The 13,717-nt window shown below is 70.8% G+C and carries 12 protein-coding genes; 9 read left to right on the top strand and 3 right to left on the bottom strand.

All coding sequences use genetic code 11. From position 1 onward, the window contains the following. The first annotated feature begins 57 nt into the window (after positions 1-57). Complete coding sequence (locus tag DDV73_RS05180) at positions 58-2,157, top strand: acyl-CoA dehydrogenase family protein (RefSeq protein WP_240617131.1); 2,100 nt, start codon at positions 58-60, stop codon at positions 2,155-2,157. A 62-nt stretch (positions 2,158-2,219) separates the two neighbouring features. Here DDV73_RS05180 and DDV73_RS05175 read toward each other — a convergent pair whose 3' ends face one another. Continuing rightward, complete coding sequence (locus DDV73_RS05175; RefSeq protein WP_109506182.1) at positions 2,220-3,476, bottom strand: alpha/beta hydrolase fold domain-containing protein; 1,257 nt, start codon at positions 3,474-3,476, stop codon at positions 2,220-2,222. Between the two features lie 116 nt (positions 3,477-3,592). Here DDV73_RS05175 and DDV73_RS05170 point away from each other — a divergent pair, with 116 nt between their 5' ends. The 5 genes from DDV73_RS05170 to DDV73_RS05150 are packed head-to-tail and all read left to right on the top strand — an operon-like array spanning position 3,593 to position 8,268. Then, positions 3,593-5,035: a WS/DGAT/MGAT family O-acyltransferase gene (locus DDV73_RS05170; RefSeq protein ID WP_109506181.1), complete on the top strand. Its 1,443-nt coding sequence runs from the start codon at positions 3,593-3,595 to the stop codon at positions 5,033-5,035. Next, positions 5,032-6,009 (top strand): bifunctional MaoC family dehydratase N-terminal/OB-fold nucleic acid binding domain-containing protein, encoded by a 978-nt coding sequence (locus DDV73_RS05165; protein WP_206050719.1) that lies wholly within the window; start codon positions 5,032-5,034, stop codon positions 6,007-6,009. The genes DDV73_RS05170 and DDV73_RS05165 overlap by 4 nt, the downstream gene beginning before the upstream one ends. Next, positions 6,006-6,386, top strand: coding sequence for a MaoC/PaaZ C-terminal domain-containing protein (locus DDV73_RS05160; protein ID WP_109506180.1), 381 nt, complete (start codon positions 6,006-6,008; stop codon positions 6,384-6,386). The genes DDV73_RS05165 and DDV73_RS05160 overlap by 4 nt, the downstream gene beginning before the upstream one ends. After that, complete coding sequence (locus DDV73_RS05155; RefSeq protein WP_109506179.1) at positions 6,383-7,555, top strand: lipid-transfer protein; 1,173 nt, start codon at positions 6,383-6,385, stop codon at positions 7,553-7,555. Before DDV73_RS05160 ends, DDV73_RS05155 begins: the two co-directional genes overlap by 4 nt. 56 nt (positions 7,556-7,611) lie before the next feature. Then, positions 7,612-8,268, top strand: a complete 657-nt coding sequence (locus DDV73_RS05150) for a GNAT family N-acetyltransferase (RefSeq protein ID WP_109506178.1) — start codon at positions 7,612-7,614, stop codon at positions 8,266-8,268. A gap of 78 nt (positions 8,269-8,346) precedes the next feature. Here the strand turns inward: DDV73_RS05150 and DDV73_RS05145 are convergent, their stop codons facing one another. Continuing rightward, the gene (locus DDV73_RS05145; RefSeq protein ID WP_109506177.1) at positions 8,347-9,252 is read right to left on the bottom strand and encodes a MaoC/PaaZ C-terminal domain-containing protein; all 906 of its coding nucleotides are present in this window, start codon (positions 9,250-9,252) and stop codon (positions 8,347-8,349) included. A gap of 2 nt (positions 9,253-9,254) precedes the next feature. Then, positions 9,255-10,916 (bottom strand): 3-oxosteroid 1-dehydrogenase, encoded by a 1,662-nt coding sequence (kstD, locus tag DDV73_RS05140; RefSeq protein WP_109506176.1) that lies wholly within the window; start codon positions 10,914-10,916, stop codon positions 9,255-9,257. 35 nt (positions 10,917-10,951) lie between these two features. Here kstD and DDV73_RS05135 point away from each other — a divergent pair, with 35 nt between their 5' ends. From DDV73_RS05135 to dmpG, 3 genes are read left to right on the top strand one after another with little or no spacing between them, the layout of a single operon-like run. Beyond that, on the top strand, positions 10,952-11,740 hold the full coding sequence (locus tag DDV73_RS05135) for a 2-keto-4-pentenoate hydratase (RefSeq protein WP_109506175.1): 789 nt from the start codon (positions 10,952-10,954) through the stop codon (positions 11,738-11,740). A gap of 1 nt (position 11,741) precedes the next feature. Continuing rightward, the gene (locus tag DDV73_RS05130; RefSeq protein ID WP_109506174.1) at positions 11,742-12,641 is read left to right on the top strand and encodes an acetaldehyde dehydrogenase (acetylating); all 900 of its coding nucleotides are present in this window, start codon (positions 11,742-11,744) and stop codon (positions 12,639-12,641) included. Further along, positions 12,638-13,699: a 4-hydroxy-2-oxovalerate aldolase gene (gene dmpG, locus DDV73_RS05125; protein WP_109506173.1), complete on the top strand. Its 1,062-nt coding sequence runs from the start codon at positions 12,638-12,640 to the stop codon at positions 13,697-13,699. The genes DDV73_RS05130 and dmpG overlap by 4 nt, the downstream gene beginning before the upstream one ends. Positions 13,700-13,717: the final 18 nt, after the last annotated feature.

The raw sequence follows: 13,717 nt of genomic DNA, 5'->3' as shown, positions 1-13,717 counted from the left end.
CGACCCTAATCTGCCGAGCAGGGCGCGCTAGCATGTGGAACACGTTCTAGTTCGGCAGTGAAGGAGAAGAGCGTGTCGATCGGCGTCTCCGACGACCACACCGAGCTGGCCGCGACGGTCCGCAAGTGGGCCGCCGCGCTCGGCCCGCTCGACGCAACCCGGGCCGCCGAGGCCGAGGCCGGCGAGTCCTTCGACGCGATCTGGGCGGCGGTCACCGAGATGGGGATCGCGACGATCGCGCTGCCCGAGAGCGGCGGCGGTGGGGGCGGCAGCGTGCTCGACCAGGCGGTCGCCCTCGAGGCCGCCGCCCAAGAGCTGGTACCGGGGCGGCTGTTGTCGGCCTCGGTCGCGGCACTCTGTCTCCGCGGCACTGGACTGGCGGTGGATGAGCGGTTCGCGGTCGGGCTGGCGCCGACGCTGACCGAGACCGACGGCGTGCTGTCCGGCGAGGTGCGGGTCGTGCTCGACGCCCCAGGTGCGGACCGGCTGCTGCTGGGTGCGGGGGAGCGGTGGTACGTCGTCCCGGCCGACCGAGCCCAGATCGAGCCGCACCCGCTGCCCGACCTGACCCGGCGCGCCGGAGCCGTCGCCCTCGACGGAGTGGCCGACGCTGTGGAGGTTCCGGGGCTGACCACGGCCGACGTACGCCGGGCGGCGGTCGTCGTCGCGGCGGCCGAGGCGGCCGGTGTAGCGCGCTGGTGTCTCGGCACCGCGGTCGAGTACGCGAAGGTCCGCGAGCAGTTCGGGCAGAAGATCGGCAGCTTCCAGGCGGTCAAGCACCTGTGTGCGGAGATGTTGGAGCAGGCCGAGTCGGTGACCGCGGCGGCCTGGGACGCGGCCGCTGCGTACGACGACGAGGGCGGCGCCTTCGCCGTCGAGGTGGCCGGCGTGATCGCCGTACCGGCTGCCGTCGAGGTGGCCAAGACCTGCATCCAGGTGCTGGGCGGGATCGGGTTCACCTTCGAGCACGACGCCCACCTCTACCTGCGCCGGGTGCTGACCCTGCAGACGCTGCTGGGCGGTGCCGGTGCCGCCGCGCGCGACCTGGCCGAGCGGGCGGTGGCGGGAGAGCGGCGTGCGGTGCGGATCGACTTCGACGGCCGCGACGAGGCGATCCGGCACGGTGTGCGGGACCGCGCGGCCGCGATCGCGGCGCTCCCTGTAGACGAGCAGCGCGCCGCGCTGGTCGATGCCGGCTACCTGGCGCCGCACTGGCCCGCGCCGTACGGCCTCGGTGCCGGTCCCGTCGAACAGCTGGTCGTCGACGAGGAGCTGGCCCGCGTCTGCGTCAGCCGGCCTGACATCAAGATCGGCGCCTGGGCAGTGCCAACGATCCTCGGCTACGGCACCGACGCGCAGCGCGAGCAGTTCGTCCGGCCGACGATGCTGGGCGAGCTGGTCTGGTGCCAGCTGTTCAGTGAGCCGGAGGCAGGCTCCGACCTGGCGGCGCTGCGCACCCGTGCCGAACGAGTCGACGGCGGCTGGGCGCTGACCGGCCAGAAGGTGTGGACCACGCTCGCGCACGCCTCCGACTGGGCGATCTGCCTGGCCCGGACCAACCCGGACGCGCCACAGCACAAGGGCATCACCTACTTCCTGCTCGACATGACCAGCCCCGGCATCGAGATCCGGCCGCTGCGCGAGCTGACGGGTGACGCACTGTTCAACGAGGTCTTCCTCGATGGCGTCGTGGTCCTGGACGAGTACGTCGTCGGCGAGGTCGACGACGGCTGGCGGCTGGCCCGCGCCACCCTGGCCAGCGAGCGGGTGGCGATGGCCAACCGCAAGCTCGGCCTGAGCACCGAGCGGGCCGTGGAGCTTGCGGCCGCCGGCGTGGATCCGGCGACGCTGACCCGGGTCGGCCACGAGGTCGCCACCGCGACCGTCGTCGCCCTGCTCGGCGTCCGCGCAACCCTGCGGTCACTCGCCGGCCAGCCGCCCGGCGCCGAGTCGAGCGTGGCCAAGCTGCTCGGCGTGCAGAGCCGTCAGGACTCCGCCGAGCTAGTCGTGGAGCTGATGGGCGACCGGGTGCTGACCGGCGAGGCCGATGCCGAGGTGCACGAGATGCTGCTCACCCGCTGCCTGTCCATCGCCGGCGGCACCACCCAAATCCTGCGCAACGTCACCGCCGAGAGGCTGCTGGGCCTGCCCCGCTGAGACATGCCCGTTCGAAGCAGTCCCTCCCCGTCGGAAGTTTCCCGTGGGGCGGGATAGTTTCACTAGGTACCTAGTGAAACTTCCGCGCGGTGCGCCGCTCTCGTGGTGTTCCAGTGCCAGTGCAGGTAGCGGTCGACGGCACGGACGACGTGGGCCGAGCGGACGGACGGGAAGATGTCGAAGGCGTGCTGGGCGCCGGGGAGCTCGGCGTACACGACGGAGCGCTTGGACTCCTCGCGCAGCTTGGCGACGAAGTGGCGGGCGTGGCCGACCGGGACCAGGGTGTCGGTGCGGCCGTGGATCACAAAGAAGTCGGGGGCGTCCGGGGTGACCCGCAGGATCGGGGTGGCGGCCTCGTAGACCTCGCGCGCGTCCTGGTAGGGACGCTGGACGATCCGCGTGCTGAGGAAGTGGTCGCGCAGCAGCTTGGCCTCGGGGAGGTCGGTGACGCCGGCGAAGTCGTAGACGCCGTAGTGGGGGACCGCGACGTCGATGGAGGTGTCGGCGTCCTCGAAGCCGGGTTGGTACGCCGGGTCGTTCGGCGTCAGCGCAGCGAGGGCCGAGAGATGGCCGCCGGCGGAGCCGCCCGTGATCGCGAGGTAGCCGGGGTCGCCGCCGTACTCGGCGATGTGCTCCTTGATCCAGGCGATGGCGCTCTTGACGTCGATGATCTGGGCCGGGAACGCGTCGCGGGGCGCAAGCCGGTAGTTGATCGAGACGCACACCCAGCCCTTCGCGGCGAGGTGCTGCATCAGCGGGATGCCCTGCTGGTCCTTGCGGCCGATCGTCCATCCACCGCCGTGCACCTGGAGCAGCACGGGCGCACCCGACGCCGGGCCATCGACGCCGCGGTAGATGTCCAGGTGGCCGCGGGCGCCGTACTGGGTGAACGGGATGTCCCGGTCCACCCGCACCCGCTCGTCGCGCATCCGGAACGGGTTGACCAGCTTCCGCCACGGCGTCGCCAGCTCGGCAGGGGTAGGCGCCGCGTCGAGCTGCTCGACGTAGTCGAGGCCGAGGCCGTCGACGAGCGCGTCCTCGACCACGTTACGAACCTTGGTGGACTCGTAGAGCGTGTAGCCGAGGCCGGCTACGCTCGCCGCCGCGAGCGTCTTCCCGGCGAGTCCGGCCTTGCCACGAGCCGTCTGGACCGCGGTGTCGGTCGCAGTCAGGGCGAGCAGGTGTGGCGCCAGCTCGGTGGTCAGCCAGCCGGCCGCGAAGGTGGGGATGGACAGCCGCGGGTTCCGCGACGGGCGGATCGCGTTCGCAGTGAGGGCGGCGGTGACGATCTGGCGGAGGAGGTAGCTCACGCTTCGCATGCTAGCCCGGAGATCCTTGTGATCTTGCGCGAGCGGGTCTAACGCACATCGGACCTGTTAGTGTCCACACTCACAAACTAGAACGTGTTCCAATTTGGCCCGCTACACTGCTCGCCATGGAGCGACTTTCGGGCCTCGACGCGAGCTTCCTCTACCTGGAGACGCCGGAGCAGATGATGCACGTCTGCGCGATCGTCGTGGTGGACCCGTCGACGATGCCGACGCCGTACTCCTATCCGGTGTTCCGCAACGAGATCGAGCGCCGGGTGCAGGGGCTCCCGGAGTTCACCAGCAAGCTGCGCGGCGTACCGCTGGGGCTGGATCACCCGCTGCTGGTCCCCGACGAGAGCTTCGACATCGACCGGCACGTGCACCGGCACGCGCTGCCCAACCCGGGTGGGTACGACGAGCTGGTCGAGCTCGCCGGTCACCTAGCGGGCATCCCGCTGGACCGCAGCCGCCCGCTGTGGGAGATGCATGTCATCGAGGGGTACGCCGAGGACAAGGTCGCGGTCTTCACCAAGATGCACCACGCGACCGTGGACGGGGTCTCCGGCGCCAACCTGGTCTCCTACCTGTGCAGCCTCGAGCCGGACTCGGAGCCGCTGCGGCCACCGGCGCCGGAAGCCGAGCCGGTCAGCGTTCCCGGCGACCTCACCCTGCTCGGCCAGGGCCTGCTGTCGACCCTGAAGCGGCCGGCGATCGTGCCCAAGCTGCTGGCGCCGTCCACGCGGCTGGTCGCCAACTGGGTCACCCGCGGCCGCCAGGGCACCGCGATGCCGACCCCGTTCTCCGCGCCGCGCGCGCCGTTCAACGGCACCATCACCGGACACCGCGCCGTCGCCTTCACCGACCTCGAGCTGGACAAGATCAAGGCGATCAAGAACGTCTCAGAGACCACGGTCAACGACGTGGTGCTGGCCGTGGTGGGGGACGCGCTGCGGTCCTACCTGGCCGCCAAGGACGAGCTGCCACCGCAGTCGCTGCTGGCGACGGTCCCGGTCTCGGTGCACCAGACCTCGGAGCGGTCCGGCGGCAGCAACAAGGTCTCGGCGCTGTTCGCGCGGCTGTTCACCGACGTCGAGGAACCGGCGGAGCGGCTGCGGCTGATGGCGGCCGCCAACCGCAACGCCAAGGACCACCACAAGGCGGTCAGCGCAGACATGCTCCAGGACTGGGCCGAGTTCGCGGCGCCGCGAACCTTCGGGCTGGCGGTCCGGGCGTACGCCGCGCTCCGGCTGGCCGAGCGACACCCGGTCGTGCACAACCTGGTCGTCTCCAACGTCCCAGGCCCACCAATCCCGCTCTACTTCATGGGCGCCCGGATCGACGCGCTCTACCCGCTCGGCCCGGTCTTCCACGGCGCCGGTCTCAATGTGACTGTGGTGTCGAACAACGGCGCCGTCCACGTCGGGATCATCGCCTGCCGCGAGCAGGTCCCGGACGTGGACCTGCTCGCCGGACAGGTGCCGGCCGCACTCGAGCGGCTGCGGGACGCCGTACTCCCCGAGGCCAAGCCGAAGGCCGCCCGCCGCCCGCGCAAGGCGCCGACGAAATGAGCGTCGACACGGACCGGGACCAGGGCCGGGACCACGACTGGATCATGGCGGAGGCCGGGCGGCTGGCCGCGCTCGGCGAGACCGCGCCCCGCCTGGCGCGCGACCCGGTCAACCAGCCGATGATCAACAACTGGACCGAGGCGATCGGCGACCGCAACCCGATCTACGCCGACACCGAGATCGCTCGCGAGCTGTACGGCGGCCCGGTGGCGCCTACCGCGATGGCCCAGGTGTGGACGATGTACGGGCTCGACCCCGAGCGTCCGGCCCACGACCCGCTGCACGGCACCATGCGGATGCTCGACGAGGCCGGCTACACCTCGGTGCTCGGCACCAACTGCGACCAGACCTACGCCCGCCACCTGCAGCCGGGGGAGCAGGTCGCGGTGACCACCCGGCTCGAGTCGGTCGTCGGGCCGAAGCAGACCGGGGTCGGTGAGGGCTACTTCGTCACCACCGAGTCGCGCTGGTGGGTCGCCCTACCTGATGGGCGGAGTGAGGTCGTGGCCACGATGACGTTCCGGGTGCTGAAGTTCCGACCGCGTGCGGCCGCCCTGGCCGCTGACCTCGGTGAGCCTGTCAGGCCGGTGGTCAACCGTGACACGGAGTTCTTCTGGTCCGGGACGGCCGAGGGTGAGCTGCGGATCCAGAAATGCAACGCGTGCGGCGTACTCCGGCACCCACCGGGACCGGTCTGCCCGGAGTGCCACGCGATGGACCGCGGGTACGTCGTCGCCACCGGCCGCGGCCGAGTGCACTCGTCGGTGGTGCACCACGCTCCGAAGATCCCGGGCAAGCGGCTGCCGCTGACGCTGGTGCTGGTCGAGCTGACCGAGGGCGTCCGGATGGTCGGTGAGCTGCTCGACCCGCCCGAAACCGTCGAGATCGGCGCGCCGGTGGTCGTCGACCTGGTCACGGTGGACGACGCGCTCACGCTGCCATCCTGGCGGCTGGCCGAGGAGGGTGCGCGATGACCGGCCCACAGGTGCTGTCGGAGTGGACGCTGCCGATCACGCCGACGCTGGTGGTCTCGACCGCGATCGCCACCCGCGACTTCCAGGACGTCCACCACGACCGCGACCTGGCCGTGCAGCGCGGGTCGAAGGACATCTTCCTCAACATCCTGACCACGACGGGCCTGGTGCAGCGCTACGTCACCGACTGGGCCGGCCCGCGGGCGGTGATCAAGGCCTGCGCGCTGCGGCTCGGCGCTCCGGCGTACCCGGGCGACACGCTCACGTTCACCGGCGCGGTCAGTGGCATCGAGGACGGGGTGAGCGTCGTTGATGTGGTCGGCACCGTCTCCCTCGGCAGCCACGTCACCGCGCAGGTCCGGGTGGTGCTGCCATGAGTACGGCGCTCAGCGGTGCGGCGGCGATCGCCGGGATCGGGGCGACCGAGTTCTCGAAGGACTCGGGCCGGTCCGAGCTTCAGCTGTCCTGCGAGGCGATCCTGGCCGCGCTGGCCGACGCCGGGCTGGCGCCGGCGGAGGTGGACGGGCTGGTGACGTTCACGATGGACACCAGCTCGGAGATCGCACTGGCCCGCGAGCTCGGGATCGGCGAGCTGCGCTTCTTCAGCAGGATCAACTACGGCGGCGGCGCGGCGTGCGCAACCGTCCTACAGGCCGCGATGGCGGTCGCCACCGGCGTCGCCGAGGTGGTGGTCTGCTACCGCGGCTTCAACGAGCGGTCCGGCCAGCGGTTCGGGCAGGTGCAGTCATGGGCGGCGGCGCAGGCCAACACCAACGGCCTCGACAACTCCTGGTCCTACCCACACGGGCTCTCCACACCGGCCGCGACGGTGGCGATGCAGGCACGCCGCTACTGCCACGAGTACGGCGCCAGCTCGGCCGACTTCGGCCGGGTCGCGGTCGCCGACCGGCTGCATGCGTCGACCAACCCGGCCGCCTTCTTCTACGGCCGGCCGATCACGCTGGAGGACCACCAGGCGTCCCGGATGATCGCCGACCCGCTGCGGCTGCTGGACTGCTGCCAGGAGAGCGACGGCGCGGTCGCGCTGGTGGTCACCTCGACCGAGCGGGCCCGCGACCTTGCTGGCGGCGCCGTACCGATCGTGGCGGCAGCGCAGGGGAGTGCGCCGGACCAGTTTGTGATGACGTCGTACTACCGCGACGACCTCGGCATCCCCGAGATCGGCGTGGTCGGCCGCGAGCTGTGGCGGCAGTCCGGCCTTGAGTCCGACGACATCGACACCGCTGTCCTCTACGACCACTTCACGCCGTACGTCCTGATGCAGCTGGAGGAGCTCGGCTTCTGCGGCCGCGGCGAGGCGCCCGGCTTCATCGCCGACGGCGCGATCGAGCTGGGTGGGCGGCTGCCGCTGAACACCCACGGAGGCCAGCTCGGCGAGGCCTACCTGCACGGCATGAACGGCATCGCCGAGGCGGTACGCCAGGTTCGCGGCACGTCGGTCAACCAGGTCGCCGGTGCCGAGCACGTCCTGGTGACCGCTGGCACCGGCGTACCCACGTCGGGCCTGATCCTCGGCCGCACCTAACCTCTCGCGCCCGGAATCCGGTTGGCTCAGCTCGCGCCGGCCGGAAGAATGCCGCCATGACGACCGTCGGGGACCTGTTTCCACTGCTCAGCCTGCGTGTGCAGGCAGGCCCGCTGGAGCTGCGCGGGATGCTGGATGAGGATCTGGTCACACTCGCCGGGTTGGTGGAGGACGGGATCCACGATCCGGATGAGATGCCGTTCTTCTTTCCGTGGACGCAGGCGCCGAAGGGCGAGCTGGCGCGGAACTTCCTGCAGTACCACTGGCGCACCCGAGCCGAGTTCTCGACCGACTCCTGGGTGATGAACCTCGGGGTCTGGCACGACGGCGTCCTGGTCGGCGTGCAGGGCTTCGACACCAACAACTACCTGGTCACGCGAACCGGAGAGACCGGCTCCTGGCTCGGGCAGCGCTACCAGGGCCGCGGTATCGGTACGGCGATGCGCCAGGCGATCTGCGCGTTCGTCTTCGACCATCTCGACGCCGTCGAGATCACGTCCGGCGCCTTCCAGGACAACCCGGCCTCGCTCGCGGTCAGCCGGAAGGTCGGCTATCGGCAGAACGGCCTGCGCCGCCTGAAGCGGCGTGAGGGCGAGGTGGCGATCAACCAGCAGCTGGTGCTGAGCCCCGAGGACCTGGTCCGCGGCGAGCACGAGCTCAAGGTCGACGGCGTCCCCGCCTTCCGCCGCTCGATCGGCCTGGATGGGGCGTGAGGGCGGGGCAGTTTCACGAGGGACCTAGCGAAACCGTCCTTCCCCACGCGAAGTTTCCGACGGGGAGGGACAAATTCACTAGGTACCTAGTGAAACTGCCGCCCGCGTCAGCAGGCAGTCGGCGAGGACGGGGGCGCCGTCGCGGTCGGGGTGGTCGGAGGCGATGGTGGCGGTGATGGCGATGTGGTCGCCTTCGTCCCAGGTGGAGATCGCGATGGTCTCGCCGGGGAAGACGACGCCGGCGAACCGGGCGGAGAAGCTGCCGACCTGGGCCGCGTCGCCGTTGAGCATCAGGTCGGTCACCTCGCGCAGCACGATGCCGTACGAGCACAGGCCGTGCAGGATCGGGGCCGGGAAGCCGGCGCCCTTCGCGAAAGCTGGGTCGGCGTGCAGCGGGTTGCGGTCGCCGCAGAGTCGGTAGAGCAGCGCCTGCTGCGGGGTCACGGTGTACGACGTCGACGCGTCGGCCGGGCGGTCGGGGAGCTCGGCCTTCGCGGACGGCCCCCGCTCACCGCCGAAGCCACCCTCGCCGCGGACGAAGATCGAGGACCGGACCGTCCACAGCAGCTCGCCCGAGGCGTCGTCGTACGCGTTGCCCTCCTGGACGATGACGGCGGCCTTGCCCTTGTCCCACACGTCGGTGATCCGGATGTTCAGCGTCGCGGAGCCGGAGGTCGGCAGTGGACGGTGAACCTCGACGCCCTGCGATCCGTGCAGCACGCTCTGCAGGTCGATGTCGCAGCCGGGCAGGTCCAGCCGCGGCGCGTCGGTCTCGAAGAAGGTGGGCGCCACCACGGCGAAGGACGGCAGCACCTGCAGGCCGTCGTCGTCCAGCGTGTAGCGCAGTGCCGCCGCGTCGACGTTGTCGCCCGGGCGGGACCCGGCGCCGATCGCCAGGTGGTAGAGCAGCACGTTGTCGGCGGTCCATCGGAAGGTGCGGGGTGCGAGCTCGGCGCCGACGGCGACGGACGGGTCGATGGGCACGATCAGCTCTCCTGGGAGTTGCTTGCGATGTCTTCCGCTGCGAGGTAGCCGAAGACCATGGCGGGGCCGATGGTGGCGCCGGGGCCGGCGTAGGTGCGGCCCATCACCGCGGCGGAGGCGTTGCCCGCGGCGTACAGGCCGGGGATCGCCGAGCCGTCCGCCCGCAGCACCCGGGCGCGCTCGTCGGTGACCAGGCCGCCCTTGGTGCCGAGGTCGCCGGGCACGATCTTGGCGGCGTAGAAGGGTGCCTGGTCGATCGCGTGCAGCGACGGGTTCGGCTTCACCGTCCGGTCGGAGTAGTACTTGTCATAGGCGCTCTCGCCGCGGTGGAAGTCCTCGTCGACACCGCTCGCCGCGAAGCCGTTGAACCGCTCGGTGGTGGCCCTCAGCCGGTCGGCGGGTACGTCGATCCGCTCGGCCAGCGACTCGAGTGTGGACGCCTTCACGATCACGCCGCTGGCGAGCCATGACTTGGGGAAGGGCTGCCGGCCACCGAGACCGGCGAACAGATATCGGTTGCGGTAGCGCTGGTCGAAGACCATCCAGCACGGCACGTGCGAGACCCCGGTGGCCTCGCCGTCGTAGATCGCGTGCGTCGCCTCGACGTATGGCAGCGCCTCGTTCATGAACCGCTCGCCGGCGCCGTTGACCATGATCGCGCCCGGCAGGTTGCGCTCGGACAGGCAGAACCACGGACCGCGGGGGAGCGGGATGGTCGGCCCCCACCAGGCCTCCTCCATCAGGTCCACCGAGGCCCCGGCGGCCACGCCCGCCAGGATGCCGCCGCCGGTGTTGGCAGGCGCGGCGGTGCTCCACTCCGCTGAGGTCGGCGTCGGGAGGTACTTCTCGCGCAGCTCGGTGTTCTTCTCGAAGCCACCGCTGCCCAGGATCACGCCGTGGCGGGCGTGGATCACGCTCTCCTCACCGTCGTGCCGCACTCGTACGCCGGTCACTCGGTCGTCCTCGACCAGCAGCTCGGTCAGCTCGGTGTCGTAGCGGACCGGGACGCCCGCGTCGACCAGCCCCTGCCGGAGCCCGATGCAAAGGGCGTTGCCCATCGCGTACATCTTGCGGCCGAGCACCATGTGCAGCAGCCGCAGCACCCCGACCTTCAACATCACCAGTGGCCCACGGAACGTGCGGAAGCCGAGGTGCAGCTTGCGGTAGTCGGCCTGCGTGACGATCAGGTTGGCGGGCGCCTTCGTGTACGGCGGGTGCAGGTGCTGCAGCTCCTCGCCGAGGAAGCGGGCGTCCATCGGCACCGGCTCGACGCTCCGGCCCCGGGCCCGCCCGCCGGGCGCCTCGGGGTGGTAGTCGGCGTACTCCGGCACCCACTGGAACCGCACCGGGGTGTGGTCCCGGATGAACTCCATGACCTCCGGGCCGCGGTCGATGAAGGTGTCCCGGCGTAGCTTCGGCACCACGTCGCCGACGATCGAGTCGAGGTAGCGCTTGGACTCCTCGGCCGGGTCGGCCTGTCCGGCAGCCGCCAGGGCGTAGTTGCCGGGGATCCACACCCCGCCACCCGAGCGCGCGGTCGAGCCGCCGAAGTAGCCGCTCTTCTCGATCACGACGGTGTCCAGGCCGCGCTTGGCAGCCGCCAGAGCGGCCGCCATCCCGGCGCCACCGGCGCCGACGACGACCACGTCGTAGGAGTCCCTCATGGCCAGAAACTGTAACAGGTTCTACACTGGCGGCCATGCTCTCCGACGACGTACGACGTGAGGTTGCCGACACCCTCGCCGAGGCCGAACGCACCCGCTCGCCAGTGCCACCACTGCGGGAGACCTACCCCAACCTGGACGTGGTCGACGCCTACGAGATCCAGCTGATCAACATCCGCCGGCGGCTCGCTGCCGGCGCGACCGTGCTTGGTCACAAGGTCGGCCTGTCGTCGAAGGCGATGCAGGACATGATGGGCGTCGACGAGCCCGACTACGGTCACCTGCTCTCGGACATGGCGCTCGCCGAGGACACCCCGGTCAGCGCCGGCCGCTACTGCATGCCGCGGGTCGAGGTCGAGGTGGCGTTCGTGCTCGGTGCGACGCTGCCGGGCGCCGAGTGCACCGAGGCCGACGTCCTGGCCGCAACCGAGTACATCGCGCCCTCGATCGAGCTGATCGACTCCCGGATCGACAACTGGAACATCAAGATCGGCGACACCATCGCCGACAACGCATCGTCGGCCGGCTTCGTGCTCGGCCAGGACCGGGTCAAGCCGGCCGACATCGACCTGCGCGGCATCGAGGCTCGGCTCCACCGCGGCGGCGAGGAGGTCGCGGCCGGCCGCTCCGACGCGGTGCTCGGCGACCCGGTGGTGGCGGTCGCCTGGCTGGCCCGCAAGGTGGCCGGATTCGGCGTGAGCCTGGTGGCCGGCCACGTGATCATGCCCGGCAGCGTGCACCGCGCGATCGACGTACACCCTGGCGACGACTTCGAGGCCGTCCTGGACGGTCTCGGCAGCGTCCGCCTGAGCTTCGAGGAGTGAGATGACTAAAGCGACCGCAGCCATCGTCGGGCCGGGAAACATCGGCACCGACCTGATGTACAAGCTGCTCCGCTCGGCCCATATCGAGCCACGCTGGATGGTCGGCGTCGACCCGGCCAGCGAGGGCCTCACGCTCGCGCGGGAGCAGGGACTGGAGGCGTCCCACGAAGGCGTCGACTGGCTGCTCAAGCAGGACGAGCTGCCGGACCTGATCTTCGAGGCCACCAGCGCCTACGTGCACCGCGAGTACGCGCCGCGCTACCGCGAGGCGGGCATCCGCGCGGTCGACCTGACCCCGGCGGCCGTTGGCCCGGGCGTGATCCCACCGGTCAACGGCTCGGCACATCTGGCCGCCGACAACGTGAACATGGTGACCTGCGGCGGCCAGGCCACGATCCCGATGGTCGCGGCAGTCTCCCGCGCCGCGACGGTGTCGTACGCCGAGATCGTGGCCTCGGTGTCGTCGCGCTCGGCCGGTCCCGGCACCCGCGCCAACATCGACGAGTTCACCCGCACCACCGCCGCCGGCGTCGAGGCGATCGGGGGAGCCGAGCGGGGCAAGGCGATCATCATCCTGAACCCTGCCGAGCCGCCGATGATCATGCGCGACACGATCTTCTGCGCGGTCCCGCCCGACGCCGACCGCGACGCGATCGTCGCCTCGGTGTTGGAGATGGAGCGGGCCGTGCAGGCGTACGTCCCCGGGTACCGGCTGCTGCAGGAGCCCCAGGTCGACGACCCGTCGCCGGCCACGCTCGGCCAGACGAAGGTGTCGATCTTCGTCGAGGTCGAGGGCGCGGGCGACTACCTGCCGCCGTACGCCGGCAATCTCGACATCATGACCGCCGCGGCCGCCCAGGTAGGCGAGCTCTTGGTCCAGACCCCCGGAGGCACCGCATGAGCGACCGCGACACGCTGACCCGTACCTGGTCCGACGACCTGGATCTCCGGCTCACCGACACTTGCCTGCGCGACGGCTCGCACCACAAGCGGCACCAGTTCACCGCGCAGGAGGTGCACGACATCGTGGCGGCGCTGGACGCGTCCGGCGTACCCGTCATCGAAGTCACCCATGGCGACGGGCTCGGCGGCTCGTCGTTCAACTACGGCTTCTCCAAGACACCCGAGCAGGAGCTGATCAAGCTCGCGGCCGAGACCGCGCAGCGGGCCCGGATCGCGTTCCTGATGCTGCCGGGCGTCGGCACCAAGGACGACATCCGCGCCGCGCAGGGCAACGGCGGCGAGATCTGCCGGATCGCGACCCACTGCACCGAGGCCGACACCTCGGTCCAGCACTTCACGCTGGCGCGTGAGCTCGGCCTGGAGACCGTCGGCTTCCTGATGATGAGCCACACCCAGCCGCCGGAGGTGCTGGCCAAGCAGGCCCGGATCATGGTCGACGCCGGCTGCCAGTGCGTGTACGTCGTGGACTCGGCGGGCGCGCTGGTGATGGAGCAGACCGGCGACCGGGTCGCCGCGCTGGTCGCCGAGATCGGTGCGGAGGCCACGGTCGGCTTCCACGGCCACGAGAACCTCGGCCTCGGCGTCGCCAACACCGTGATCGCTGCCCGGGCCGGCGCCACCCAGATCGACGGCTCGGTACGCCGCTTCGGTGCCGGTGCCGGCAACACGCCGCTGGAGGCGTTCGTCGGAGTCTGCGACAAGCTTGGCTGGAAGACCGGCATCGACTTCCTCACCATCGTCGACGCCTCCGAGGACGTGATCCGTCCGGCCATGCCCGAGGAGTGCCAGCTGGACCGGATGACGCTGATGATGGGGTACGCCGGCGTCTACAGCTCATTCCTCAAGCACGCCGGCAACGCGGCCGAGCGCTACGGCGTCTCGGGCGCCCAGATCCTGCTCGAGGCCGGCCGCCGCAAGCTGATCGGCGGCCAGGAGGACCAGCTGATCGACATCGCGCTGCTGCTGAAGGCGAAGCAGGACGCGAACGCACCATGAGCCCGACGGCCGCGCCGG

Source organism: Nocardioides speluncae, from assembly GCF_003121585.1.
Classification (GTDB): Bacteria; Actinomycetota; Actinomycetes; order Propionibacteriales; family Nocardioidaceae; genus Nocardioides; species Nocardioides speluncae.
This window is presented reverse-complemented; position numbering and strand designations above follow the sequence as displayed.